Origin of the sequence: Streptomyces sp. DT2A-34, assembly GCF_030499515.1 — a bacterium.
GTDB lineage: Bacteria > Actinomycetota > Actinomycetes > Streptomycetales > Streptomycetaceae > Streptomyces.
Window position 1 is genome coordinate 2,249,223 of the sequence record NZ_JASTWJ010000001.1, and the last position, 23,578, is coordinate 2,272,800.

A 23,578-nucleotide genomic window follows, 5' to 3' on the forward strand; every position below is an offset into this window, starting at 1 on the left:
ATGCGAGGGCGTCCGTGCGGTTTAGGCCCGCGGTGCGTACATACGTGCGCACACGCCCGGCCTCGTGACGAGGGTGGCAGCCCATCTGGGCTTCGGCAGCCTTCGCGTCGCTTGGCTCGCTCTGCCAGCTAGAAGCTGTCTCGTGAGCTGGCTGAAGCACCTACTCAGGTTGAACTCGTGATGTCCGGTGCTCTGATCGCTTCGTGATCCATGGCCAGGCCGGTGGGCGGGAGGCAGCCGTCGATCAGGTGGGGCCGGTACTGGATCTTCTTCAGCTTTCGCTTGACGACACGGGTGAGGTGGGTGAGGTCGGCAGCGGCGAAGTCGGCCAGGTGCCGCTTGAGCAGCGACCAGATACCTTCGGCCGGGTTCAACTCCGGTGCGTAGGAAGGCATCTGGTAGATCCGTAACCACTCCTTGTGTTCGGTGGCGAAGTCCTTCAGCTCTTTGACCAGATGCACGTTCAGGTTGTCCCAGCACCACGCCACCGGGGTACCGAGCTGCAGGTGAGTCATGGTGATCAGGTCCCGGTACTGGCGCCAGGAGAACGACTTCGGCTCGCCGCGACGCCCGTGCCAGATGTGCAGGGTGTAGAAGAAGCGGGAGCGGTGCCCGGTGCGGTAGCAGACCACTCCGGCGATGTTGACCCGCCCGCGGTTGCGGCCGCGCACCCGCACCACCGGCCGGGCTCCGCGCGGCGCCCAGGTGTGTCCCTTCGGCGGCCTCAGCCCCTGACCTGCCTCGTCCTCGAAGCAGATGTGGGCGCCCAGGTCCGCCGCCGTCCTTTTACCTCCGGCCACACCTTTGCCTTCCACACCTCGATCGTCTCATCGTCCCGCTCGATCGCCCGCCGCAGCGGCACCTGCGCGGACCAGCCGTGCCGGCGCAGCAGCTTCCACACCCCCTGGATCGTGTACCCGACGTGGAACATCCGCCCGATCAGCAGCTTGACCCGCTTCAGCGTCCAGCCCTGGAACTCATCGTCCCAGCCGTGGGCGAGTGGGCCACGCCCCAGTTCCTGTTCCAGCCGCTCCCACTGCGCAGGGCTCAGCCGCTCCACGGAGACCGGTCCCCTCGGCCTCAGCGCGTCCGCGCCGCCTTGTTCCCATGCCCGCCGCCAGCGCCGCGCCGACCGCGCCGTCACCCGTAGCTCCCGCGCGATGGCCTCGGCCTTCTCCCCACGTGCGAACCGCTCGGCGGCATCCAGCCGCAGCCGTTCCCGCTTCTCCTGCTCCCTGGGCGTCAGCCCGCCCCCTTGCGCATATCGCATGATCTCCTCGTACTACAGGGATCAAGGAACGTCACCAGGCGCCGGACATCACGAGTTCCACCTGAGTACCGTCGCCTGCATGACCGAAGCTGACGAGACGTACGACCCGGCCCGGCACCCCGACCTGCTCGCGTGGCTCGCCGAACGCGAGGGCGCTCACGCCGCGTGGGCTGCACAGACCTCCTTCGCCGACGTCCTCGACTTCTCACCGGCCTCCCTGGCGATCCTGGACGACCTGATCCGGGAAACCGCGAACAGCATGGAGGAGATCACCGACCGGCGCATGACACCCTTCGTTCAGGGCGCGATCTGGTACGTCGGGGAAGTGTTCTGCCGCCACAAGGGCATGGTGTGGAAGTACATCCCGGACCTCGTCAGCGGACAGCTTGAGCCGTTCTTCATCGCGGGCGCGGAGACCTCCGCCCTCGATCACCCCTGCGTCGGCGCCCCCGGCGACCCGGACAGCTACGTGTACCCGCTCAACGCAATCCGGAGGATCCTCCTCACGGAGGATGAAGTCGGCAACAAGGTCGATGACAGCCTCCCCTCGATCTTCGCCGACCCCTTCGGGGAAGACGACGAAGACGACGAGGAGATGGACCCGTCGGCCGGGTGGGGATGAGGACCACTCACCAGAGCACCGAGGCACCGTCTCCTTCACCTCCTGGATGGATCACGAAGCGATCAGAGCACCGGACATCACGAGTTCAACCTGAGTAGTCCCCGAGTCATGCCGAAGGTCGATGGGACATGGCTCCGGTCCTGCCTCTCGACCTCCGAGATTCGCGCGATGACGCGAGGGTCTTTACGCAGCGCCTCCGGCAACTTTGTGGTCAGGGTGGGACGCGCCCTTAGGAGCTGCTGCACCGTCAGTCCCTCCGCCTCCGAGAGGTCTGCATCGTGGAGTCCACAGTCCGCCAGGTCCGCATCGCTGAGATCGCAGCGTGTCAGGTCCGCACCGCCAAGCCAAGCACCGCTCAGCGTCGCCTGTTCCAATGAGGCACCGATCAGGCGACTGCCTGACAACTGCACACCTTCGAGACCAGCGCAAACGAGAGTGGCATCAGAAAGATCTGCCTTCCTCAGGGAGGAGCCCGAAAGATCCGCCCCTTGAAGCATTGCGCTACGCATGTAAGCACTCTCAAGACTCACCTTGGACATAATCACCCCCTTACCTCGAACCGACGACAAATTAACCCCTCTCAGGTTCGCCTTTTCGAAGATAGCATCACGAATACTTGCCTGCGAAAGATTCGCTCCTTCCAGGTCGGCGCTTGTTAGGTCAGCACCTTCCAACAGTGCGGCGATCAGGAGAGCATTATCGAGTCGGGCGAGCCTCAAGTCTGCACCGATGAGATTCGCACGGGAGACGCTCGCGCCCCTCATCTCGGCTCTATGAAGATCGATTTCAGGGATGAATGCGCCCGAAAGATCGAGTCCGCCCAGGTGCGGGACTTGATCCATCCCTGGAGACTTCCGATCTGACCAGCCCGCGAGGGCCACCAACGCCGCATGGATGTCAGAGGGGAGCCCGAGTCGATCCGCTGCACTGGGTGTCTTCCGTCTGCCGCTCCGCTTCGCGGCGCGCCGGGCAACCACCGCGCGCTGCCGTTCCTTACGCTCTCCGACCTTAGGCGACTTTTCCCTGACGAAACCGTTGAGCACCTGGACCGCATGATTGGCCTGGGTCGGCGAATCCTGAAGAATCTGCTCCAGCGCCAAAATCCCTCCGAGTCTGACATATGGCTCTTCAGACCCGAGGCGCTCTAACGCCTTACTAAAACGCTCTGTGACTTGACCTCTATGGCTGAGTCGATAGTTTCGGGCCGTGTAAAGCAGTGCGACCGCCGCTCCAACGGCGGCAAGCGCCTGAACAAGAGCCAATCTGAATTGCCCCATTGCGACAGATCGCTCGCCCGCATCGAGTGAATTCCAATACCCACTCGATGGTGGATAGAAATTTCGCCACGCAACAGCGAATCCCTTGCCGATGGCAATGAGGAGGGCTAGCGCTAGAGCGGCAACAGCCATTGCACCTAGCAGCTGACGCCATCGCAGCGCCTTGGATGACATTCGCATGCTGGGACTGTGCCCCATCGTTGAGGCCCGGCAGACGTCAACGGAGGTTTTCAGAGCAAGACTTGAGGTGGCACCCATTTCGCGCGCCGCCGCCTTTGATGTGGCCTGCACCGCAGGGCTTCGGCGTAGTTGCAGGTCGTCCGGTTCGTGACGATCTGCCAGTTCAACGGTCATCCAGGGACGAGACAGGCACGGGCTCCCACGATCATGGGGTTCTCTACGCCCCGTGATCCGAGTGGAGGACCGTGCCTGCCGACGCATCATCGCCGATCCCATCCGCCCTTGACCAACTCCGCGATCGTCCACGGGTTGTACCCGCAGAAGTGCCGGGCCTGTTGGAGCGGCTGGCCGAGGTGCCCGACCCGTGCGATCCGCGCGGAGTGCGACACGCCCTCGTCGTCGTGCTCGCGCTCACCGCGTGCGCGGTACTGGCCGGGGCGAGATCGCTGCTGGCGGTCGGTGAGTGGATCGCCGACGCCCCGCCACAGGTGCTGCAAGCCGTCGGCGTGCGGTGCGATCCGCTGCTTCCCCAACGGCTCTTCCTGCGGAATCGCGGTCCGCCGCCTGTTGGCCCGGATCAACGGCGATACCCTGGACCAGGCCGTGGGCCGCTGGCTCGCCGACCGCCGCTCCGGCACCGCAGGCGGTTTGCGCGCCCTGGCGGTCGACGGCAAGAGCCTGCGCGGGGCGGCCAAGGCCAAAGGCCGGAAGATCCACCTGCTCGCCGCCCTGGACCATACAACGGGCTTGGTCCTGGCCCAGCTGGACGTGCGGGAGAAAACGAACGAGATCACGTGCTTCCAGCCGCTGCTGGAGAGCATTGCCGACCTGGCCGGCACCGTGGTCACCAGCGACGCGATGCACACCCAGCGTGAGCACGGCCGACTACCTGCAGGGCCGCGGCGCCCACGACATCGTGATCGTCAAGCGTAACCAGAAGAAGCTGCGCAGGCAGCTGAAGTCCCTGCCCTGGAAGCAGATCCCGCTCCAAGGACGCACCCGGAACGCCGGCCACGGACGCTCCGAAATCCGCCGGATCAAGGTGGCCACCGTGAACAACCTGCTCTTTCCCGGTGCCCGTCAAGCCGTCCAGATCAAGCGCCGCCGCACTTACCGCAAGACCGGCAAGACCACCGTGAAGACCATCTACGCCGTCACCAGCCTCACCGCCGAGCAGGCCACCCCCGCGCAACTTTCCTCACTCGTGCGTAACCACTGGAAGGTGGAAGCCCTGCACCACATCCGGGACACCACCTTTACCGAGGACGCCTCCCAACTGCGAACAGGCAACGCACCCCGTGCGATGGCGGCCTGGCGCAACCTCGCCGTCGGGGCACTGCGGCTGACCGGAGCCACGAACATAGCTGCAGCTCTCCGCCACAACGCCCGCGAACCCCGCCGGCCCCTCGCGCTCCTCAGACTCACATGATCACGAATCGTCAGGCGAATCTGCCGAAGCCCTGGGAGCTGAACTTCCTCGCTCGGCCTGTGGAGGGTGCGCTATAAACGGGCCGTGACATTGATCGTTGAGCGAACAGACGCACGTACGTGGCCTGATGAGCAGTTGCGCGAGCTCTTCAGTGAGGGTTTCCCGGAGTTCATCACAGCCGATCGGCTGGCCAAGCAGTACATCGGCAGGATCCGGGAGTGGTTCGCCGACCTTGATCTCACGCTGGTGGATGAGCGCGGGCTGCCGGTCGCGTCCGGCTGGGGTATACCGATCCGGTGGGACGGGCGGACCGAAACGCTCCCTACCGGCTACACCCAGGCCACCATCCGCGCCGTCGAGGGCCGAGAGCAGGGCGTCGAACCCGACACTCTGGTGATCTGTGGGGCGATCGTTACGCCGTCACTCAAGGGACGCGGCCTTGCCGGGGAGATGCTCAACGCACTGCGTCGGCTCGCCGAGGACGCCGGATGGCCACGGGTCATCGCGCCGGTGCGCCCAACGTTGAAGGCACGCTATCCGCTGGCGTCGGTCGAGGCGTTCATGGGATGGACCCGCGAGGACGGCATGGCCCTCGATCCATGGATCCGCACCCACCAGCGTCTGGGCGCCCGAATTCTCGCGGCGGCTCCCCAGTCGCAGACCATGACCGGCACGATCGCCGAGTGGGAGCAGTGGACCGGCATGGTGTTCCCAGAGACGGGTGACTACGTCATCCCGGGCGGGCTGAGCCTGCTACGGGTCGACCAGTCCGCTGACCAGGGCATCTATACGGAGCCCAATATCTGGATGCAGCACGTCTGAGCTGAGTGCACAGGGCGTGGTGGCGTCGCACGGCGTTCTCCGTCCAGGGCAGCGTCTACAGCATCACCACACCATAGAACCGGACAAGTCGACCAAGGCTGCACTTTGACGAAGCCCTGGCCTGCACCGGCCCAGAGTCGATTCCCGCGCCGTCTCTCCCCGGTCACCACTCCTTCACATGTCGGCAGAGGGCGTGTTGCTGATAGCCGCCCGGTTGGGCAGGACGCGCGGGTCGCTGCTGAAGCGGCAGCCGTCGGCCAGTGTCCTCACGGTCACGAACTGTCGCCGCGGAGGTTTGCCAGCGCCTGGCCGCGCTTGGGGTCGGGCTGGTGCTGGGCTGGACGCACGTAGTGACGGGATGCCCCAGGCGCGGAACGGTCCGGCTTCATGCCGACGAGGTAGGCGGCCTGGACGGTGACGAGGGGGCAGCCGTCACGGCCGAGTGCTCTGCTCACAACTCAAGCACTACTGATCTGCTGCGGCTTCGTACGCGGTCTATCCGGTTCGTCTTCTTCGGCTTCACGCCGAGCATCATGGCCCACACCCCCGTACCTCAACCGCCGAACGCCGGGGCTCGGAGCGGAAGTTGGGCATCACCTCTGTGGCGCCGAAACGCGCCTCCTCGCAACCGGACGTCCGGTCACAACAGTGCCCCTTCGCCTGGTCCAGCCGTTGATCCGAGCAGAGACCGGAGAAACGGTGGGGTGGGGCTGGGTGCGATGGCGTTGGGTGCTGACGTGGCTGCTGTGTGCAGCCTTGACCGTCGGCCTGATCACTGTGTGGAAAGTCAGACCCAAGGACATCGGCGACGCCGCCTCGGTCGTGGCGGCCGTGATCGGCCTGTTCGGCGTGCTGGCGGTGTGGGCATGGCGCCGCAACCCGCGGCACGGCCGGTCGACGTCCGGACAAGTGGCGGAGGCCGCGCAGATGCTCGCCCGGCAGGTCCGCCAGCAGTGGCAGGACGAGGCGGTGCTCCGGCAGCTTTTTGATCCGGCGCCGCTTCCGGTTCTGTGGTCCGACTGCCCACTGCCTGACGTCAGCGACCATCGACAGCTCATCGGTGCCCCAGTCACCTGCCGGGCCGACGCACCGCAGGAACTGGCAGCCACCTTCCGTAGCCTGCCTCGGCGCCGTCTTGTCGTCCTGGGGCCAGCCGGATCGGGCAAGACCACCCTCGCGGTGCTGCTCACCCTCGCTCTGCTGGGCCGGCGTGACCCGGACGAGCCGGTCCCGGTGCTGCTCTCGCTGGCCTCGTTCGACCCGTCCCGGGACAGTGTCCCGGCATGGCTGCGACGCCAGATCACCGCCGACTACGCCGTACTGGCCGACATCGACACCTACGGGCCCAGCGCGATCGAGGACTTGCTTGCAGAAGGCAGAATCCTGCCTGTGCTCGACGCTCTCGACGAGCGCCCTGAGGCCGGCCGCGCCGCCGTGCTCAGAGCTCTCAACGACACCCTCGATCCGCACACTCCCGTGGTGCTCACCTGCCGCACTGCCAACTACACCACCGTCGTGGCCGACGCCGGCGTCCTGACTGGCGCGGCAGTCATCGCACCCTCGCCCGTTCTCCCCGACGACGCCCTCACCTTGCTGCGCCTGGCCGCCCCACCCGGACCCCGCCAGACACACTGGGACGCCCTGGTCGAGCACATGAGCCAGAACCCAGGCGGGTCAGCTGCCCAGGCCCTGGCCAGCCCGCTGATGGTCGCACTCGCCCGGGCCGTGTACGCCGATGCCCCTGGTGATCCCGCCGAACTCGCCGACACCGGCCGCTTCCCCACCCCTGCAATGGTCGAGCACCACCTGCTCGACAGCCTTGTCCCGACCCTCTACGCCCGCGCCCACCAGCAAGACCCTTCCGGACGCCGCTGGAGCCCGCAGCAGGCCCACCGCTACCTGATCCACGTCGCCGCCGGCATGCGGCGACAGGACACGTACGACCTGTCGTGGTGGCAGCTTCACCGCTGGGTGCCAACCCTGGCCCATACCTGGTCCCGCCCCGCCGCTTGGACCGCGCTCCTGATCACCCTCACGCTGCTGGGCTACGCAGCGCACGGCGCCATTCCCGGGCTCCCTCCACGCGAGCGGGGGGTCATGGTCTGGTACCTGCAGGGCATGACTGCTGCCCTGCCCTGCATGTGCTGGTTCGCGGCATGGGCCGCCGTCCGCCCCCGCCTCGGCACCCACCGGTTCTCGAGCGCAGTGCTGACCGCCCTGTGCGGCGGCGCCGCGTTCGCCGTTCCGGGCATGACATTCAACCCCGTGAATGTGGCGCCCGGCTGGTACGTAGTGGGTTGCGAAGCCGTCACCGGGTTCGCCTTCCTGCTGGTCCTCTACACCACCGAGCTCCCTGTTCCGCCTTCCATGCCGAGCCGGGGCTCGATCACCCTGTGGCGCTGGCATCACCGGCTACCGCGCGCGGTAGCCATGTTCTGCGGAACCACCGTCCTCACCGCAGCCGCTCTCTACGTCTACGCCCTGGTCGTGAGGCCGATGCCCGGAGCGTCCAAAGTCCACTCGTCCCAGAGAGCAGAGCTGCCCTGGGCATACGGCCTCACTCTCGGCGCCGCCGTCGGCGTGGTGCAGATCCTGTTCTACTGGCTGCGTGGCACGACGACCGCCCACGATCTCACGGCCCCGGCATCCGCTGTGCGGGCCGACCGACTCGTCACTCTCGTCTGCGGTGGTGCCGGAGTTCTCCTTGTCACTCTTCCCTACGGCATCCTCGTCGCCCTGGGGAACGTCACCCCCCAAGGCCAGGTGGCCGACGACGTGATCCGGGAACTGGCGGTCATGCTCCTGGGCGTGGGGCCGACCGGGCTGGTGCTCGCCCTGGCCGCGTGCTCGTGGCCGCATTACACCGCCGCACGTCTGTCGTTGGCTGCCCGGGGCCTACTTCCGTGGCGGCTCCAGGCGTTCCTCGCCGACGCGCACCGCCTGGGCATCCTGCGCCAGGTCGGGCCCGTGTACCAGTTCCGTCACGCCCGCCTTCAGCAGCGCCTCGCCGCTCAGACCCGAATTCCGGGGCCTCGCCCTGCAACAGCGCGATCCGGGTCCCCCTCATCCGAGCCCACGTCGTCCTGAGCAACTTCAGGCCACGGATTCGAGGGAGCGGCTCCCTGACAAAGGGCCTTGTGTACGAGCTACGTCCATCCCAGCGAGCTGCGGATCACCTTCCGCGAATACGCCGAGCAGTGACGTAAAGCGCAGCCGCATCGGGCGACCACGGCGCGGCCTACCCGTCCGGCGTGACCCGCAGGAGGTCGCGAAGATCATCGAGGGACTCCGGCGCCTCGTTCGACCGTCGTCCCTTGACCAGGCTCCACTCGCACCGTGTGCAGTGCCGTACTAGCGTTGGGTTTGTCACCGGACATCGCAGAGGTTCCCCATGACCGGGACTCAACCACAGCCTCCCCCGGACCAGCCTTCGGGATGGACAGGCACGCCGTGGGGTGCGCGCAATGCTCCCCCCGATGAGGGCAGGCTGCCGGGCAGGGACTGGTTGCACCCGCCGGGCTTCGGCTCTCCGCCCCGCAAGAGTCGTGGCCGCGGCTGTCTTGTGGGCTGCCTGAGCGCCTTGGTTGCCGTCCTCACCATCATCGTGATCATCGTCGTATCAGTTGGCGACGCGACCAAGCCCACCCGCGTGCACGCCACCCCTGATGCCCAGGCGGCGTTCCGCCCGACTCTGTCGGCGGCCGCACCGACTCCGAGCGAGCCCGCGGCTATCCGCCTGAGCGGCAAGGGTCAACAGGCGACCGAGACCTTCACCGTGACCGACGGCTTGGCCGTCTTTCACTCAACCTGTTCCGGCTGTGGGGCCAATTTCATCGTCGAACTGCTCGATTCCTCCGGTCAGCTCAAAGACCTCCTGGTCAACACCATCGGCGCGTACGACGGCTCCCGGGCACAAGGGCTGAGCGCGGGCCGCTACCGCCTGAGCATCCAGGCGGATGCGGCCTGGACGGTCACCATCACCCAGCCACGTCACGAGAGCGCGGACGGCCTTCCGCATACCTACCAGGGCAAAGGCGACCAGGTCGAAGGTCCCTTCACCGCCGACCACGCCGCCACCCTGCGCGGCGAGCACCACGGTCAGGAAAACTTCGCCGTCACCGTGCTCGACACAGACGGGGACCTGCAGGACCTCGCCTTCAATGAGATCGGCACATTCCGCGGATCCACCGTCACCCAGATGATCAGCGACGGGCCCTACTACCTCAACATCACCGCAGACGGGACCTGGACCCTGCACGTGTCCCGGCCCTGACAGACAGGCGACTTAGCAGCATCCGGACGGCGGCGCCCCCGCGGCTTACCGACCATCACCCTCAGGACCGCAGCTGAGCGACCAGATCGCGGATCCGCGAAGCGCAGGCACCAAGCAGCGCGCACCAACGGATGCCTGCCTGCTGTGATCTAGCACCCGCGAGAACCCGAAAGCATCACGCTGCCAGCCGTCGCGAAGGGAAGCATCAGGAACCCTCCCACGCAAGCCAGCCGCTCGGCCAGGCCGCGCAGCGTGTACGCCGATCGGCCACGTGATGCACCGACTCCTTCAGCCACATCGCATCGAGCCGCTCGTACGGCAGACGTGTACGTCCCTCGGCGATGTCCTCGGCAGAAGCAACGACTGGCGTCAGATCGGACGGAGGGGCGCGCCGAGCTGGCCGAGCATCGCCTCGGACGGATCGACGCACAGAATGGGATGGCGAGGCTGCAGCTGCTGGGCCACTTCCCCGGCGAACAGACCCGTACCGGAGCCGATGTCGGCGATCCGGTCCATGGGGCCGAGCCGCAGGGCCTCAGCGATCCGGCTGGACATCCAGGGAACGTAGTCCGGACCGTAGACCCAGTGCTCGTCGTATTCGGCTGCCAGCCCCTCGTAGTGCCCACGCACGTCGCGCCCTTCCACGATCCCCCTCGCGTGCCGCCGGTTGTGCCGTACAGGGCAGAGGACAGGTTATCGCGGGTACTTGATCTACAACAGGCTGTAACTGGACGGCGATTGCGGAGGACGCAGCGGGTATTCGCATCACAAAACCTGAGGCTGAGAGGGGCGGCGACGCCCTCAATTGGGAGGCAGACCGCGCCCCTTGTGCTGTTGGTCGGCTCCACTAGCCGCGGTTCGATGGGCCCCATCTGCCTGCGAGGCCACCGGCCCACAGCAACGTTTTTCGGCCATCGGCGGCACCGGCGACGGGAGTGTCTGTCACGGATTCGTGACGTTCGGTTGCGACCGACTGTACCCAACTTGCCCACTTGTGCGCTTACTTGCCTCCGCAAAGGCGGTAGGCGTTTTGTCAGTACCCGCAGCTAAAGTGAAACCTGACGCTTTGGCTAACGGGGAGGGATGCTGTGGCGGACGACGTGCCGATCGACGCACCTGTGGCGGACCCAGCCGCATGGGCGGAGGGTTTTTTGGGGGGACCAGTAGCATCGGCGGCCGCAGATGTATTCGGCGTCGGGTCAGGCCTCCAGGCAGCGGTTTCGGCTGTTGGTGACGTCATCACCGAGTTGCAGTCCTTCACGAAGTTCCGCGACCGCATCGATGCCCTCCTGCGTGACCTGCGGGAAAGCGAGGCCAGCCCGAAGCGGGTGGGACAGAACGTGGCGTCGCGGGCCAACTTCGGCGGCGGTGGTTGGTCCGAGGCAACCAACCTCTTCGGCTCGTACGAGACGGTGATGACCGAGTTGGAAAAGCTCTCCAAGCTCCTGACCGACTCCATCGAGGGCATGAGCATCGCGGTTCTGGCCTCGCACAAGGGCTACGAGAACGTGGACGCGGACGTCAGCCAGCGCATGCTGGCCATCAGCAAGGACACGACCGAGCACTACGGCGGAAGCTACGAGCCGCAGGTTCCGGGTGCGCCGGGTGGGCAGACCACGAAGCCCGGCGGCACCTCCGGCAGCGGCGACACATCCGGCGCATCGGGCTTCTGATCACGGCTGGTCACGCATCACGGGGATAACGGGGATAACGGGAGACGAGATGGGCGACAAGGGTAAGGGTGGCGGGAAGACGTCGTTCGAGAGCATGAGCCACGAGGAGATGCTCGCCTGGCTGGATCAGGCCGACGCCGGCATGGTGCTCGCCTCCGCGGCCAAGCTCGTGTTGGTGGCCGAGGAGATCAAGAAGGCCGGCGAGGAGCTGAAGACGCGCCCGCAGTGGGTGAGTTGGAAGGGGGAGGGCGCTGATGCGTTCCGCACCTGGAGCGCGGACCTCGCGAACGCGACGCTGAGGCTGGCGGACTACAGCCGAGGTGCGTCGAAGTGGCTCACCGAGGCGGCTGGCACGATCGGGAGTGTCCAGGCGTCGATCCCCCGAGACACGAAGTACGGACAGTCCACCCTGAGCACGGCGCAGGCGAACCTGGAAGCAGCCAGGGCCACGCCCAAGGACCCCGATTCGGCCTCTGTCACCCGTGACTCCACCCGGGATATTCAGACGGTCATGGCCAAGCGGGAGGCGGAGCGGCAAGAGGCGGCTCGGCAGATGAAGAAGCTCGGGGAGTCCTACACGCTGTCCGCGGAGCAGATGGACGCGTTGGAGAAGCCGGCGTTTCCGCCGCCGCCAAAGGATGTGATGCCGCCGAAGGGCCTCGACACAAGGGAAGGTATCGAACGCTCTGGTGGTGCCAGCGACGGAGGCGTAAACGGCCCGGCCGGATCGGCTGCGGCTGGTGGACGTACCTATGGCTCGGTGAGCGAAGGAAATGGAGCCAGTGGGCCGGTTGGCACTCCCGAGACCTCCGGTGATACTCCCGGAGCCCCTACCGGAGGAACTGTGCGTCCGCAGCCGCCCACGGGGGTGGAGATCGACAGCGTGGCTACCTTGCCCGAGGCGCCGACTGCACCGTCGGGGCCGGCGAGTGGCCCGCCGATGGTGGGGGGACGGCCTGAGGGAACTGCGACGATGCCTCCCGGGGTGGTACCCCCTGTGGCGGGAGGCGCCCAAAGGCCGACCGGCCTTCCGACAGGGGCAGGCCGCCCTTCCCCTGGATTCCGGCCCCCGGTAGCCCCTGGGCAGACTCCGATGGGCACCGGACCTTCCGCCCAGCGTCCCACCGCAGGAGGAGGGATCACGGGCGGAAGGCCCGTGTCTCCGTCTCCGGGACGGGGCACCGGGGGTATCCCTCGGGGCACTGTGATCGGTGGTGAGGGTGTGTACGGCCGTGGCCCAGCGGGCCAGCCGGTCGGTACTGGAAGGCCTGGGGCTGTCCAGAGCGGAACGGGGAGTGGCCGGCGCATCGCAGGACAGCCCGAGGGCATTGTTGGTGGTCGCCCGCAGGGGCCGGGAGGGGTGAATGCCCGTCCCATCAGTGCCGGCGGCTCCGCCACGGCACGTGGCACGGCTCCCTCCGCGCCAGGCGGTGGGACGGGTGGTCGTCGCTTCGCCTCGGAAACCGGAGGCATCGTCGGCGGCCGTCCCCAGCAGGCTGGTACGGGGAGTGCACGCCCCTTCACCTCAGGCGGCTCAGGAGCGGTACACGGTGTTTCGGGCCGCAGCGGGCGCCCCGCGGGCCCTGCAGCTCAAAGCGGCACGCGCGGCGGACCCTCGGCCTCAGGCCCGGTGCGCCGGGCTGGTGAGCCGCAGCACGGTGCCGGACCGGTTGGGCATAGGGGATCCGTGGTGCCGCCGGGCTCTCGCCCGGGGGAGTCTCGTCCTGAGGATCGCCGAGGCCAGCGCCCCGACTACCTCACTGAAGACGAAGAGACCTGGCAGCAGGGCGTACGTCGCGCGACACCGCCCGTCGTGGACTGAACTCGTTAGGACCGCAAGGAATGCCGATGCCCACCAGCAACATGCAGCGTCTCGCTCACAGGACCCTGCTGCCGGGAGTAATGGCAGCCCTGCTAGTGGGCATCGCCACGACGCCGTCCCATGCGGAGTCCGTCCGTTCCCAGCAGTGGCACCTGACCGCCATGAAGGCGGAAGAGATGTGGAAGACCACCAGGGGCGAGGGCGTCACCGTCGCAGTCATCGACAGCGGGGTCGACGACACGAACCCCGACCTCCGCGGCCAGGTGCTGGAGGGGAAGGACTTCGCGCCGGACGCCCCGGGCGATCAGGACACTGACGTCAGCGGCCATGGCACGGGCATGGCTGGATTGATTGCCGGAACCGGCGAGAGCGGAGGAGGCGACGGTGCCTTCGGCCTCGCCCCGAGGGCGAAGATCCTGCCCATTCGGGTTCCCCTGAAAGCCACCGTATTCGCCAAAGCGATCAGGTACGCCGTCGACACTGGGGCCAAGGTCATCAACATTTCCATGGGAGTGGGCGGCGGCGCCCCATTGCAGGAAGAGAGCGAGGCTGTGAAGTACGCCCTGGATAAAGGAGCTTTGATCTTCGCAGCCGTCGGCAACGACGGGGACTCGTCTCTCGTAACCCCCGCCGCCACTCCAGGCGTCGTCGGAGTTGGAGCGGTCGGCAAAGATCTCCGCAAGACCGCCGAGTCACAGTACGGCCCCCAGGTAGACCTGGCGGCACCGGGCGCCGACATGGTGGCCGCATGCACAACCGAGACGGGCCTGTGCACCGCCCATGGCACGAGCGATGCCACCGCAATCACCTCCGCCAGCGCAGCCCTCATCTGGTCGCACCACCCTGACTGGACCAACAACCAGGTCCTCAGGGTCATGCTCAACACAGCAGCCGGCCCCACTAGCGGCGCCAAGCGAAACGACTACATTGGCTATGGGGTTGTGCGTCCCCGGATCGCCCTGAAGACCCCAGGCGATCCCGGTGCAGCCGACGAATACCCGCTCCCCGACCTGGCCGCCGCGGAGCCCAAGTCGCCGTCTCCGAAGGCCTCCGAGTCCGCTGGGACCAAGAACGAGGACAAGCAGTCTGCCGCCGCCCTTGCACGTGAGGATGACAGCGACACGGCTCTCTGGATCACGCTGGGCGTAGGTGCTGCCGCTCTGCTGGGTGCCGCAATCGCCATCCCTATAGTGCGTGCCCGGCGCCGCAACACGACGTCCATCGCTCAATGAGTACAGGTACTTAGACGCGCTGGTGGCAGATGCGGATGGGGCACGTGATGCCGTGGCACTAACGTACTTCGCGACCACCGCAGCGTCGCGGTCGCACGTTCACAACCGTTCGACGGCATACGACACAACACGGGGAGGGGCCACGCATGGCGTGGGAGGAGTGGGAGCAGCTCAAGGCTGCGGTGGCCGAGCGGCACGCCACGCAGATGCGGCTCAACCAGCTGCCGGCTGATCCAGGAGGCGGCGGCTCAAGCGGTGGCGGCGCTATCGGCAAGGTGAGGTCCGACAAGGCCGCGTGGTCCAAGGCGGGAAAGGACGTCGGCGACCTGCGAGACAACACCGGGAAGGCGCTGACCAAGCTGAAGGACGGCCAGACGGGGCTTGGCAAGGATCCCGGATGCCTGACCGCGGCGGCCCAGCAGGGCGTGTACGACTCCTGGGAGCGCCGGATCAGGGACATCCGTGAGCTGTGCGGCGGGCTCGCTGACGTGCTGGAGAAGACGGGCAACGACCAGCTGAGGACCGACGAGGCAATTAAGGACGAGATCGCCGGCCTGAAGGTCCGCTCTGAGGATGCGCCGGCTGCTGGCGGCACGGGCAAGGGCTGGTGATCCGGAAGTATGGACCTCAAGACGCTCAAGGCCATCAAGCCGTCGGAGTACGCCGAAGCGGCGGGCGGGTACCGCGCGGTAAGCGACATGGCTGATGCGGCCAGGGACCGCATCGACAAGCAGATCACCGCGGCTATGCAAAAGGCCAACGAGGGCGAGGCGGCCGACGCAGCACTCAAGCAGTTGAAGAAGCTGTCCGAGAACTTCCACTACGCCCAGGTCGAGTGTGGCTTGGTAAGCGGGGCTCTCAACGGCTTCTCATCCGAGATCGCCAGCCCGAGACGGCGCCTGCTAGAGGCCCTGGAGGACGCCGAGGCACTGTCGTACACCGTCAGCACAGACGGGGGCGTCGCGTATCCCGCCGGGGGGAAGAACGAGCTGACCGATGACGAGATCCCCGGCGGAACGACCACAGGCAACGCTGACCGGGCCGTCGGCCGGTACACCCCCGGACTGGGCCCGGACACCTCTGGCCTGCACAGCCCCAACCCCCACCACGCGAAGGCCCAGTACATCGCCGACCTCATCGCCCACGCGGTACAGGAAGCCACGGAGATCGACGACCGGTACAGCAGGGCGCTGGAGAAGCTCAAGGCTGCGCCGGGACTGAGTGTCAGCACCAAGACGTGGGCGAATGTGGCGTCCGATGTCGATGCCGTCGGCTCTGCCGCAAGTGAGTACCTTCGAGACAGCATCCCGATGGACAAGTCGCCCGCCGATCGCAAGGAGTGGTGGGACAGCCTCACACAGGAACAGCGGGAGGAGTACCTGACGGTCTACCCCGACGTGATCGGGAACCTGGACGGCATCCCGGCCACGGTGCGGGACGAGGCGAACCGGGAGAACATCCAGTTCCTCATCGGGAAACTCTCGGGCCAGGACGACGAGAAGTCGAAGACGATGCTGGACGGGTTGAAGGGGATTCAAGAAAAACTACAGGACCGAAGCGTGCCCCCGATGTATCTCCTTGGTATCGGAGACGAAGGCAACGGCCGCGCGATTGTGTCCTACGGAAATCCCGACACGGCAAAGAACGTCTCGGCTTATGTCCCGGGGCTTGAGACGAAGCTGGACGCCGAGTTCGCCGGCGGCACGATGAAACGGGCCCAGGACACTGCCATTGGTGCCAGCGAAGCCGACCCCCACAGTTCGACCGCGTCGATTGTCTGGCTCGGCTATGACGCGCCTCTGCTCTCTCCCTCAGATCTCGCCGCCAACACAGACGTCATGTTCCGGGACAATGCCGCGGCCGGAGCACCCGCTTACAACAGCTTCATGGCTGGAATCTCAGCGACGAACGAGAGCCCGGAGCCGCACATCACGGCCATCGGGCACTCCTACGGTTCGCTCACCGTCGGTTTGGCGGCTCAAGAGAAGGGCGGGATCCCTGGAGCCGACGACATCGTCCTCGTCGGTAGCCCTGGTACTGAGGCGAAGACCGCCGAGGAGCTGAACGTCGGTAAGGGCCACGTATTCGTAGGTGCCGCAGACAACGACATCGTCACCAAGCTCCCCAATCACAACGAAGCCAGTGGCATGGGATCCGGGGCTGCCGGTGGCGGCTCGGCTGGGCTTGTGTTGGGACTGGGGATGGGCGGTCCCCTAGGAGCACTGGCTGGTGGTGTGGCCGGCACTGTCGTGGGCGGCACCGCCGGTTACATGGCTCAGGACCAGCAGACCGATCCCAGCCAGATCTGGTTCGGAACCGACCCGGCGAACAAGGCGTTTGGCGCCACACGCTTCCTGGTCGACGATGGCCCCACCGTGACCGAGGGCGGATTCGACGCGCACTCGAATTATTTCAACCGCACAAAGGATCTAATGTCAGCCGACAACATTGCACATATCGTGGTTGGGAAGCCCGACGGCGTCGTCTTGGAGCAGCCGCGATGAGGGGCGTCAGCGCCGCAATCCTGGCAGGGATGCTTATCTTGACGGCATGCGGCACTTCGGAGCAGTCGGCTGAAGGGAAGCCGGATATGAACATGCAGGAAGCGGCGGAACACGCCGACAAGATCCTGGACGGGACGTTCGCCGCGATCAAGCCTGCAGTCCACTGGACCCACGGGGAGTCCACCGAGGGAAGCTGTGATGTCTCGCGGCGTCGCGCAGTGATGACCATCATCTCCGCGGAACGCAGGGGCAGTTTCTTCGGGGTGGTGGAACGCTACTGGAAGGCCGAAGGGTACCGACAGCTTGGTGTGAACCGGAGCACCAACAGTCCTGCGACATATTTCGAGACGCCCGACGAGTTCCGCGTACGTCTTCTCATCGGCGGCAACGGACAAGCGTTCTTCGAGGTTGCTACACCCTGCGTTACCAAATCCTCTGTGTCGCCGCCTTCAGCCGATACGGTCGGCCCTAACTACGCGGGAGGCGATATCCCGGATCCCAACGTCCATTCGGACTTCTGGTCGGCCAGCGAACCAATCCCTTCCTCCTCCCCGAGTCGGACGTGACTCAGGGAACATGCGCAAGGCTAACAACGCTGTCCTCGAAAACTTAACCACCGCGCGGACGAGGCCGAACGGTCCTGCCTCTTACGGGGTGTTCGCCGTGCATGTCAAAGCTTCGTCTGCACCCGCCCGACGGCGGATCGCACCGGACGCGCCAGCCGTCAAACCCACCACAGCACCAGCACCGGAATGACCGGAAAGGAAAACAAATGGCAGGAACCCAGAAGGTCACAGATGACGTACTGCGGCAGTTCGAGCAGGAACTCAACGAACGCTTCGGATCGGTGAAGCAGCAGCTGCAGCAGTTGCACGCTGTGATCGATGGCGTGGAAGGCAAGTGGCAGGGCCAGGGTGCCGTGTCCTTCGACCGTAAGCAGACCGAAATCAACGAGCGCATGGCCCACATCGGCAACCTGCTCGTCCGGTTCCAGAACGCGGTCAACGACAACCGCCGGATCGCCGGCAGCACCGACGAAGAGATGTACCAGGCCCTGGCGGGCATCGACGCGGGCGGCTCCGGCTCGGCCGGCAGTGCCCCGACCGGAAAGACCTCGGCCTTCTCCGGCATGTAGCTCGTGCGCGATCGGGCGGCGGCCCGCCCAAGGCCGCAGCAAACCTTCAGTTCAAACCTTCAGCACAGCAGCCACGGAAGGCAGTTGGAGACGCCATGGCAGTAGACAACGGCACGATGCTCGTCACCTACGCGGAACTTGAGCGGGCCGCAGGGGACATCACCTCCCAGGCCAAGAAGCTGGACACGGACCTGGAGGCCCTCCAGCAGCGGATGAAGGACCTCTCGGCCTTCTTCGAGGGTGAGGCCAAGACCGCGGCGGACGGCCTCCACCGCGAGTGGGACATCAAGGCCAGGGAGATCCACCAGGCTCTGAACGCCATCGCGAATGCGGTCCGCGAGGCGAGCGCGGCGTACAGCGCTGCGGACAGGAAGGCTGCCGCCAACTACTGAAGCGGCTGACTTCGTTCAGGGTGGGTACGCACGGGAGGTACCCACCCTGAGTGGCTTCGGTTGAGTACGCGCACCGACTCCCGCGTGGGTAGCCGCGCCCATCCAGCGCGCTCCCCGCTGTCATACCGTCCCCCTATGCCTGAGCAGACCGTTCCGACCAGCACCACCCCCGCACCGACGGGGTCCAGCTCCCCCTCTTCTGTCCTCACTGCCCTCGGATGCGGCTGCGCCGCGCTCATCGGCATACCCCTTGTGGCCATACTCGTTCTGATCGGCACGCTCGCCTGGGACAACCGTGGATCGACCGATTTCCCCCGCGTCGCGCCCGAGGACATGGCGAGCCGTGTCTTCCAGCGCTCCCAGGAGGCGTACGACGTCATGGGGTTCAAGCGCACCGTGGAACCGGGCATCGGCGTCGGCACGGAGAACAAGTTCAGCTCCGCTCTTTGCTGGACCAGCGGCCCGCTGGGGCTGGAGGACGAGACCGTCGACGGCGCCTACGAGATGAGCCACGACTGGGCGCTGGACCACGTGCCCGCGAGCCAGGCCGTCTCCGGCCTGCGCCGACTGCACCAGCACCTGAAGGACGACGGTTGGGAGGTCTCGTCCTACCGTGAGGGCGGAAAGAGCAAGTCGTGGGACCTGTACGTCCAGCGGGACGACGGGGACGAGCGGATGTCCTTCATCTGGTACCCGGACCGGGAGTACTTCACCGGCGGCACTGCCATGCCCTGCGCCTACGACCCCGGGTGGCAGACCGGCGACACCGACCCTTCCGACGACCGCCAGACGCCACCGGTCCTCGGGCCCGCGACCCCCGGTGTGGACGAGCGGGGCTGAACCCTGTTCCAGGAATCCGTGAGTGACAACATGTCCAGTTGAGTACGGGGCCGCTTGAGGTGAGTATCCGCCCCCATGCCGTGGCGCTGTCTTCCCGACGAAGATCGTGCACACCTCATGTGGAAGGACCGACGGTGAATCTGAGCCCCAAGGCCTACGCCGCCTTGTACAGCCCCTATCGGCCGACACACCAACCCAGCCGGGGCGAGACCGTCGTCGCGCTGCTGGCCGGCGGACTGTGGGCGCTCACTCTCGCGTCACTTGCCTGGCTGACATTTCTAGTGGGCGTGGTGACGGTCTGGGGCGCGGCAGCAGGGCAACCGATCGGGTACCTCCTGCGGCCGTTCTTCCTGACCGTCGCCGCCGCTGCCGCCACGCTGATCGCCCTCGCCTTCGCCCCCCGCATTCGCCGTCTCGCGCCGGCAACCCGTCTGCTCCTCCTGGGCGCCCTGACATGCCCGGTGCCCACCTGCCTCGCGATCCTGACCTGGCCCTAGACCGGCTGACCGCACCCCAGAGCGACTGACCCGGGCGCACGACCTCCCCGGGCGTCGTGGCCTCGGCGCGCGGTGTCATCGCCGCCGGGCAGGACACCTGGAGGCGCTACGGGGCGACAACGTCGATGCCCTCGGCTGGGAGTTGCACCAGTTGCACGCCGTGTCAAGCGCCGCGGCGACGTCGACAGGGGTTCGAGTACGGTCGCGCTGATCGCCGAGCAGGACCATCGGCGGGGTTGTTCATGACTACGCGTCCCGGGAGTCCCCTCACTTGACCTCTGGCTTGATTTGGCGGGCCAGGCGGAACAGGACCTGGGAGTACACGATGGTCGTTGCCCCGATGATCGTCGGGATGACCGCGAGCGCGAGTATGCCCACTAGTGCGTGGCTGTCTTCGGCGTATCTGCCGAATCTGCCGTATCCCCGGTCGTCGTCCATCAGCCACCGATAGCCGAACCACCCCCACAGCGCCAACGCCAGAAGCATCCACCCGATCGACCACTTCTCGATCCGATGCGCGTCCCGGCGGAACTTTTCTATGTCGACTGTCATCTCTCTCCCCGTTCACTGGTGATCAATGGCCAGTTCACCACGACGCCAGGCGCCCGTTTGTCTCTCGTGGTGCTGCGCTGCCATGAAGGCCGTCACTGCAGCCCTTTGACCTGCGACTTCAAGTTGGCGGAGGCTCACTGTGTCCGCCAGCTCAGAGGCTGATACCGCGAGCCCCGGCCCTCCTCCGGCTGTCCCGCATCGCCACCGTCCCGCCCGCGATCACCGCCACCAGCACCAAGCTGCCCACCACCACATAGGTCCCCAGACGGATGGCCCGCTCCTGCGGGGTTTCTCCGAGCGGGAGTTGGGCCACGGTGGGGGCCTCGGCCTGCCCGGCGCCTTCGTTGCTGGGCACCGGGTGCTCGATCGGTTTGTCGTCCTCCGTCAGGGCGCGTACGGGGTCGACGACGCCCCAGCCGACGAGACGGTCGTGGCCGGGGATGGAGCGTTCCGCGGTCTGCATGATCTGGGCGGTGATCTGTTTCTGCGTCCAGTCTTGGTGCTTGGCTTTGATGAGGGCGGCGACTCCGGCGACGTAGGGGGCGGAGAAGCTGGTGCCGTTGTCAGCGCAGTGCCCGCCAGCGGGGACGGTGGAGACCATGTCGACGCCGGGGGCGGCGACGTCGACGAAGTCGCCGGACTGGGAGAAGGCGGCGCGTTCGTTGTTGCGGTCTGATGCGGCTACCGCCAGGACGCCTTCGTACGAGGCCGGGTAGGTCTTCTTTACGTTGCCATCGAGGCCGTCGTTGCCCGCCGAGGCCACGATGACGATCTCTTTGGCCAGGGCGTTGTCCACCGCGCGTTTCAGTTCGGAGGTGGCTGCGATCGGGTTGACCGTGTCCTGGGAGATGTTGATGATGTCGGCCTCGGCCTCGTTGGCCGCGTAGTTGATGGCCCTGGCCAGGCTCGTTGTGTCGCCGTGGCCTTCTGCGTCGTTCTGCTGAATGGGGATGATCGTCGCCTCGGGGGCGAGGCCGACGAAGCCCGTGCCTTTTGTCGGCCTGGCGGCGATGATTCCGGCGACCTTCGTGCCGTGGCCCACCACGTCCGTGGTGCCGTTCTCGCGGCCGCGCTCGATCTTGTTGCCGTTGTCGTCCTTGAGGTTGGGCGGCAGGAGGTTGCGGCCGCTCCTGACGTCCACCGCCGGGGCGAGCTGGTGGTTCTTGACGTCCACACCTGTGTCGATCACCGCGACACGGACACCTTTGCCCCTGGACTGCTTCCACAGCTCGTCCAGCAGGACCCGCTGCAGTGCCCAGGGGCGGCCCTCGTACGTCTTGCCCGGGAAGGTGCACTGATCGGCCGCGCCGGCGGAGGGCACGGCGGCGGTGGCCATAGGCACAGGGGACCCCCCTACAAAGGCGAGAGCGGCAGCCGCTCCGACGAGCCGGCGCAAGCGGCGATGCGTACGCATTACTCGGCCCACCCGCTCACGAGCCCTGCGGCTGCCGCGCCGCCCCTGTCGACAGCCGCGGCCCCGTCGGCAGGAACGCCGACCACGCGGCCGGAATCGGCGCCGGTGTCACGTCGTTGTAGCCCAAGCGGTTCTGCGCCTGCTGGGCCTCCTCCAGCGCCGCTGCACGCTGTTCCCGCCGCTCGGCGGCCGAGCCCGAGGAGCCGATACCCGCGTCGTCCGTCTCGCTGTCTCCATTGGATTGCATCGCATAGCGCAGGCCGGTGTCGGTGACCAGAAAGAAGAAGCCGGAGCGAGTCGACGAGCCCGTGAACTGGCGGAAGAACTGGCCCGAGCCGGGTGTGACGTACGCACTGCTCGAACCGGTGGGAAGCGTGGCCGGGAAGTCCCTGCCCGCCCAGGTACTCAGGGTCGTGGCGCCCTGGTCCTCGTCCACGTCGCGCAGGACGTTGCAGACCGTGTTGCGGTTGCCCTCGTCGGTGCTCGCCGAGTTGACCGGCTTCGGCTCCTGCTGCGGCCAGGTCTTCTCCGCGCCGAAGGGCTCCCCGGGCGTGAAGCTGCCGGCGCTGACAGGCATGGCTCGGCCCGCCTGCCCCAGTCTGATCAGGTCCTTGCTGCTGAGCAGCAGCTTCGCCATGAAGTCGGAGACCGGCGCGACCCGCCCGCGCAGGACGACGTACTTCTGGATCCTGGTACCGGACGGCGCCTCCAGGACCATGCCGACCTTGTCCGCCTCAGCCGACAGCTGGCCATGGATCCCGGCGGCGGTGCCGGGGGCGTCCGGGATCTCCGGGAAGGCGATGGGGTCGCCCTCGTGCAAGGTCTTCAGCCAGCCGGCCGACACCCGCTGGGGCTTCCGGCCCTCGCCGACAACCTGGCGCAGCAGGAGTTCCTCGTTTTCCACGGGGTACGCCGTTCCCTGGGCGTCGACGACGTAGCGCGTACGGTCCGGACCCGGGCCTTCCACGTACATCAGCTCGCCGCCGCGCAGCCGCTCCGAGCCTTCAGTCCGGTCCATGTCACGCTGGGCCAGGATGAACGCTGCCTTCTGGATGGCACGGCCGCCTTCACCGGGTCGCTCGCAGACCACCCAGCGCTTCTTCGACCCGGCTTCGTCTGCGTCGGGCAGCCGGTCGGGGGCGTAGGGGATGCCGAGGGTGGGGCCGTGCGGGATCTTGCCGTTGTCGAGGGCCGACTCGTCGACGTTGATGACCTTGCCCTTGTCGGGGAGCAGCAGCAGCTTCGCCGAGGACATGTTCAGCACCGGGTGCAGCTGTGTCTTGCCGTCGGTCTTGAGAATCACGTACCGGGTGGTCGACTTGCTGGAGATGATGATGTTCTCCCCGGGTGTGTCCCAGCCCTGCGGTGCCGCAGGTCTGAACATGCCCCAGGCTCCGAAGGCCGCGAGGACTACCGTCGCGACGATCGCACCCGGTACGACCGCGCGCATTGGGCGTGGCCAGCCCTCTTCTGTGCCGTTCGGGTTGGGCTGGAGGAACTGCCCGACCAGGCGCCGTCGCGCGAAGGTGTAGGCGTTGAGTTCGTCCCGCCGTGATGCCATCGTTCTGCTGCCTCTTTCCCCCGCTGGTTGATCTGGTTGTTCTGGTCTCGTACGAGGAACCGATCCCGTACGTCGATGTGGCC

23 protein-coding genes and 1 pseudogene are annotated in these 23,578 nt (G+C 66.7%); 16 read left to right on the plus strand and 8 right to left on the minus strand.

Features of this window, described 5'->3' with window-relative positions:
* Positions 1-164: 164 nt before the first annotated feature.
* Together QQM39_RS09715 and QQM39_RS09720 are read right to left on the minus strand one after the other, a co-directional pair.
* Positions 165-800 carry a transposase gene (locus tag QQM39_RS09715; protein WP_301996288.1) on the minus strand — a complete coding sequence of 212 codons (636 nt, stop codon included), beginning with the start codon at positions 798-800 and terminating at the stop codon, positions 165-167.
* Positions 725-1,270: a winged helix-turn-helix domain-containing protein gene (locus tag QQM39_RS09720; RefSeq protein ID WP_301996289.1), complete on the minus strand. Its 546-nt coding sequence runs from the start codon at positions 1,268-1,270 to the stop codon at positions 725-727. The genes QQM39_RS09715 and QQM39_RS09720 overlap by 76 nt, the downstream gene beginning before the upstream one ends.
* 79 nt (positions 1,271-1,349) lie before the next feature.
* Between QQM39_RS09720 and QQM39_RS09725 the strand changes: the two genes are divergently transcribed.
* Complete coding sequence (locus QQM39_RS09725) at positions 1,350-1,892, plus strand: hypothetical protein (RefSeq protein WP_301996290.1); 543 nt, start codon at positions 1,350-1,352, stop codon at positions 1,890-1,892.
* Positions 1,893-1,969: 77 nt separating this feature from the next.
* Here QQM39_RS09725 and QQM39_RS09730 read toward each other — a convergent pair whose 3' ends face one another.
* Positions 1,970-3,523, minus strand: coding sequence for a pentapeptide repeat-containing protein (locus QQM39_RS09730; protein WP_301996291.1), 1,554 nt, complete (start codon positions 3,521-3,523; stop codon positions 1,970-1,972).
* Between the two features lie 206 nt (positions 3,524-3,729).
* Between QQM39_RS09730 and QQM39_RS09735 the strand changes: the two are divergent.
* The 4 genes and pseudogenes from QQM39_RS09735 to QQM39_RS09750 form a co-directional block, all read left to right on the plus strand.
* Positions 3,730-3,822 (plus strand): annotated as a pseudogene (locus tag QQM39_RS09735) (hypothetical protein); the annotation flags it as partial.
* 94 nt (positions 3,823-3,916) lie between these two features.
* On the plus strand, positions 3,917-4,282 hold the full coding sequence (locus QQM39_RS09740) for an ISAs1 family transposase (protein WP_301996292.1): 366 nt from the start codon (positions 3,917-3,919) through the stop codon (positions 4,280-4,282).
* On the plus strand, positions 4,221-4,778 hold the full coding sequence (locus QQM39_RS09745) for an ISAs1 family transposase (protein WP_301996293.1): 558 nt from the start codon (positions 4,221-4,223) through the stop codon (positions 4,776-4,778). The genes QQM39_RS09740 and QQM39_RS09745 overlap by 62 nt, the downstream gene beginning before the upstream one ends.
* An 84-nt stretch (positions 4,779-4,862) precedes the next feature.
* Positions 4,863-5,600: a hypothetical protein gene (locus tag QQM39_RS09750; protein ID WP_301996294.1), complete on the plus strand. Its 738-nt coding sequence runs from the start codon at positions 4,863-4,865 to the stop codon at positions 5,598-5,600.
* 272 nt (positions 5,601-5,872) lie between these two features.
* Here the strand turns inward: QQM39_RS09750 and QQM39_RS09755 are convergent, their stop codons facing one another.
* Positions 5,873-6,055, minus strand: coding sequence for a hypothetical protein (locus QQM39_RS09755; protein ID WP_301996295.1), 183 nt, complete (start codon positions 6,053-6,055; stop codon positions 5,873-5,875).
* Positions 6,056-6,314: 259 nt separating this feature from the next.
* Between QQM39_RS09755 and QQM39_RS09760 the strand changes: the two genes are divergently transcribed.
* Both QQM39_RS09760 and QQM39_RS09765 read left to right on the plus strand, forming a co-directional pair.
* Complete coding sequence (locus QQM39_RS09760; RefSeq protein WP_301996296.1) at positions 6,315-8,687, plus strand: NACHT domain-containing NTPase; 2,373 nt, start codon at positions 6,315-6,317, stop codon at positions 8,685-8,687.
* Between the two features lie 493 nt (positions 8,688-9,180).
* Positions 9,181-9,873, plus strand: a complete 693-nt coding sequence (locus QQM39_RS09765) for a hypothetical protein (protein WP_301996297.1) — start codon at positions 9,181-9,183, stop codon at positions 9,871-9,873.
* Positions 9,874-10,242: 369 nt separating this feature from the next.
* Here the strand turns inward: QQM39_RS09765 and QQM39_RS09770 are convergent, their stop codons facing one another.
* Positions 10,243-10,518, minus strand: a complete 276-nt coding sequence (locus QQM39_RS09770; protein ID WP_301996298.1) for a hypothetical protein — start codon at positions 10,516-10,518, stop codon at positions 10,243-10,245.
* Positions 10,519-10,961: 443 nt separating this feature from the next.
* Here QQM39_RS09770 and QQM39_RS09775 point away from each other — a divergent pair, with 443 nt between their 5' ends.
* From QQM39_RS09775 to QQM39_RS09815, 9 genes are all read left to right on the plus strand, one after another.
* Complete coding sequence (locus tag QQM39_RS09775; protein WP_301996299.1) at positions 10,962-11,546, plus strand: hypothetical protein; 585 nt, start codon at positions 10,962-10,964, stop codon at positions 11,544-11,546.
* Positions 11,547-13,394: 1,848 nt separating this feature from the next.
* Positions 13,395-14,600, plus strand: a complete 1,206-nt coding sequence (mycP, locus tag QQM39_RS09780) for a type VII secretion-associated serine protease mycosin (protein WP_301996300.1) — start codon at positions 13,395-13,397, stop codon at positions 14,598-14,600.
* A 146-nt stretch (positions 14,601-14,746) separates the two neighbouring features.
* Positions 14,747-15,211 carry a hypothetical protein gene (locus QQM39_RS09785; protein WP_301996301.1) on the plus strand — a complete coding sequence of 155 codons (465 nt, stop codon included), beginning with the start codon at positions 14,747-14,749 and terminating at the stop codon, positions 15,209-15,211.
* A gap of 9 nt (positions 15,212-15,220) precedes the next feature.
* The gene (locus QQM39_RS09790; RefSeq protein WP_301996302.1) at positions 15,221-17,104 is read left to right on the plus strand and encodes an alpha/beta hydrolase; all 1,884 of its coding nucleotides are present in this window, start codon (positions 15,221-15,223) and stop codon (positions 17,102-17,104) included.
* A gap of 86 nt (positions 17,105-17,190) precedes the next feature.
* On the plus strand, positions 17,191-17,670 hold the full coding sequence (locus QQM39_RS09795) for a hypothetical protein (RefSeq protein ID WP_301996303.1): 480 nt from the start codon (positions 17,191-17,193) through the stop codon (positions 17,668-17,670).
* Between the two features lie 206 nt (positions 17,671-17,876).
* Positions 17,877-18,239 (plus strand): WXG100 family type VII secretion target, encoded by a 363-nt coding sequence (locus QQM39_RS09800; RefSeq protein WP_301996304.1) that lies wholly within the window; start codon positions 17,877-17,879, stop codon positions 18,237-18,239.
* Between the two features lie 95 nt (positions 18,240-18,334).
* Positions 18,335-18,631, plus strand: coding sequence for a WXG100 family type VII secretion target (locus QQM39_RS09805; RefSeq protein ID WP_062720929.1), 297 nt, complete (start codon positions 18,335-18,337; stop codon positions 18,629-18,631).
* Between the two features lie 135 nt (positions 18,632-18,766).
* A complete protein-coding gene (locus QQM39_RS09810) occupies positions 18,767-19,471 on the plus strand; it encodes a hypothetical protein (protein ID WP_301996305.1) in 705 nt (234 codons plus the stop codon).
* Positions 19,472-19,605: 134 nt separating this feature from the next.
* Positions 19,606-19,968: a hypothetical protein gene (locus QQM39_RS09815; RefSeq protein WP_301996306.1), complete on the plus strand. Its 363-nt coding sequence runs from the start codon at positions 19,606-19,608 to the stop codon at positions 19,966-19,968.
* 267 nt (positions 19,969-20,235) lie between these two features.
* Here QQM39_RS09815 and QQM39_RS09820 read toward each other — a convergent pair whose 3' ends face one another.
* The 3 genes from QQM39_RS09820 to eccB form a co-directional block, all read right to left on the minus strand.
* Positions 20,236-20,520, minus strand: coding sequence for a hypothetical protein (locus QQM39_RS09820; protein WP_301996307.1), 285 nt, complete (start codon positions 20,518-20,520; stop codon positions 20,236-20,238).
* 151 nt (positions 20,521-20,671) lie between these two features.
* Positions 20,672-21,856 (minus strand): type VII secretion-associated serine protease mycosin, encoded by a 1,185-nt coding sequence (gene mycP, locus QQM39_RS09825; protein ID WP_301996308.1) that lies wholly within the window; start codon positions 21,854-21,856, stop codon positions 20,672-20,674.
* 94 nt (positions 21,857-21,950) lie between these two features.
* Complete coding sequence (gene eccB, locus QQM39_RS09830) at positions 21,951-23,495, minus strand: type VII secretion protein EccB (RefSeq protein ID WP_301996309.1); 1,545 nt, start codon at positions 23,493-23,495, stop codon at positions 21,951-21,953.
* Positions 23,496-23,578 lie beyond the last annotated feature (83 nt).

What these genes read in the sequence shown, in the direction of transcription:
- QQM39_RS09720 (WP_301996289.1), bottom strand. Translation starts at nt 1,270, where the DNA reads ATGCGATATGCGCAAGGGGGCGGGCTGACGCCCAGGGAGCAGGAGAAG.
- QQM39_RS09725 (WP_301996290.1), top strand. Translation starts at nt 1,350, where the DNA reads ATGACCGAAGCTGACGAGACGTACGACCCGGCCCGGCACCCCGACCTG.
- QQM39_RS09730 (WP_301996291.1), bottom strand. Translation starts at nt 3,523, where the DNA reads ATGACCGTTGAACTGGCAGATCGTCACGAACCGGACGACCTGCAACTA.
- mycP (WP_301996300.1), top strand. Translation starts at nt 13,395, where the DNA reads ATGCCCACCAGCAACATGCAGCGTCTCGCTCACAGGACCCTGCTGCCG.
- QQM39_RS09785 (WP_301996301.1), top strand. Translation starts at nt 14,747, where the DNA reads ATGGCGTGGGAGGAGTGGGAGCAGCTCAAGGCTGCGGTGGCCGAGCGG.
- QQM39_RS09790 (WP_301996302.1), top strand. Translation starts at nt 15,221, where the DNA reads ATGGACCTCAAGACGCTCAAGGCCATCAAGCCGTCGGAGTACGCCGAA.
- QQM39_RS09795 (WP_301996303.1), top strand. Translation starts at nt 17,191, where the DNA reads ATGAACATGCAGGAAGCGGCGGAACACGCCGACAAGATCCTGGACGGG.
- QQM39_RS09800 (WP_301996304.1), top strand. Translation starts at nt 17,877, where the DNA reads ATGGCAGGAACCCAGAAGGTCACAGATGACGTACTGCGGCAGTTCGAG.
- QQM39_RS09805 (WP_062720929.1), top strand. Translation starts at nt 18,335, where the DNA reads ATGGCAGTAGACAACGGCACGATGCTCGTCACCTACGCGGAACTTGAG.
- QQM39_RS09810 (WP_301996305.1), top strand. Translation starts at nt 18,767, where the DNA reads ATGCCTGAGCAGACCGTTCCGACCAGCACCACCCCCGCACCGACGGGG.
- QQM39_RS09820 (WP_301996307.1), bottom strand. Translation starts at nt 20,520, where the DNA reads ATGACAGTCGACATAGAAAAGTTCCGCCGGGACGCGCATCGGATCGAG.
- mycP (WP_301996308.1), bottom strand. Translation starts at nt 21,856, where the DNA reads ATGGCCACCGCCGCCGTGCCCTCCGCCGGCGCGGCCGATCAGTGCACC.
- eccB (WP_301996309.1), bottom strand. Translation starts at nt 23,495, where the DNA reads ATGGCATCACGGCGGGACGAACTCAACGCCTACACCTTCGCGCGACGG.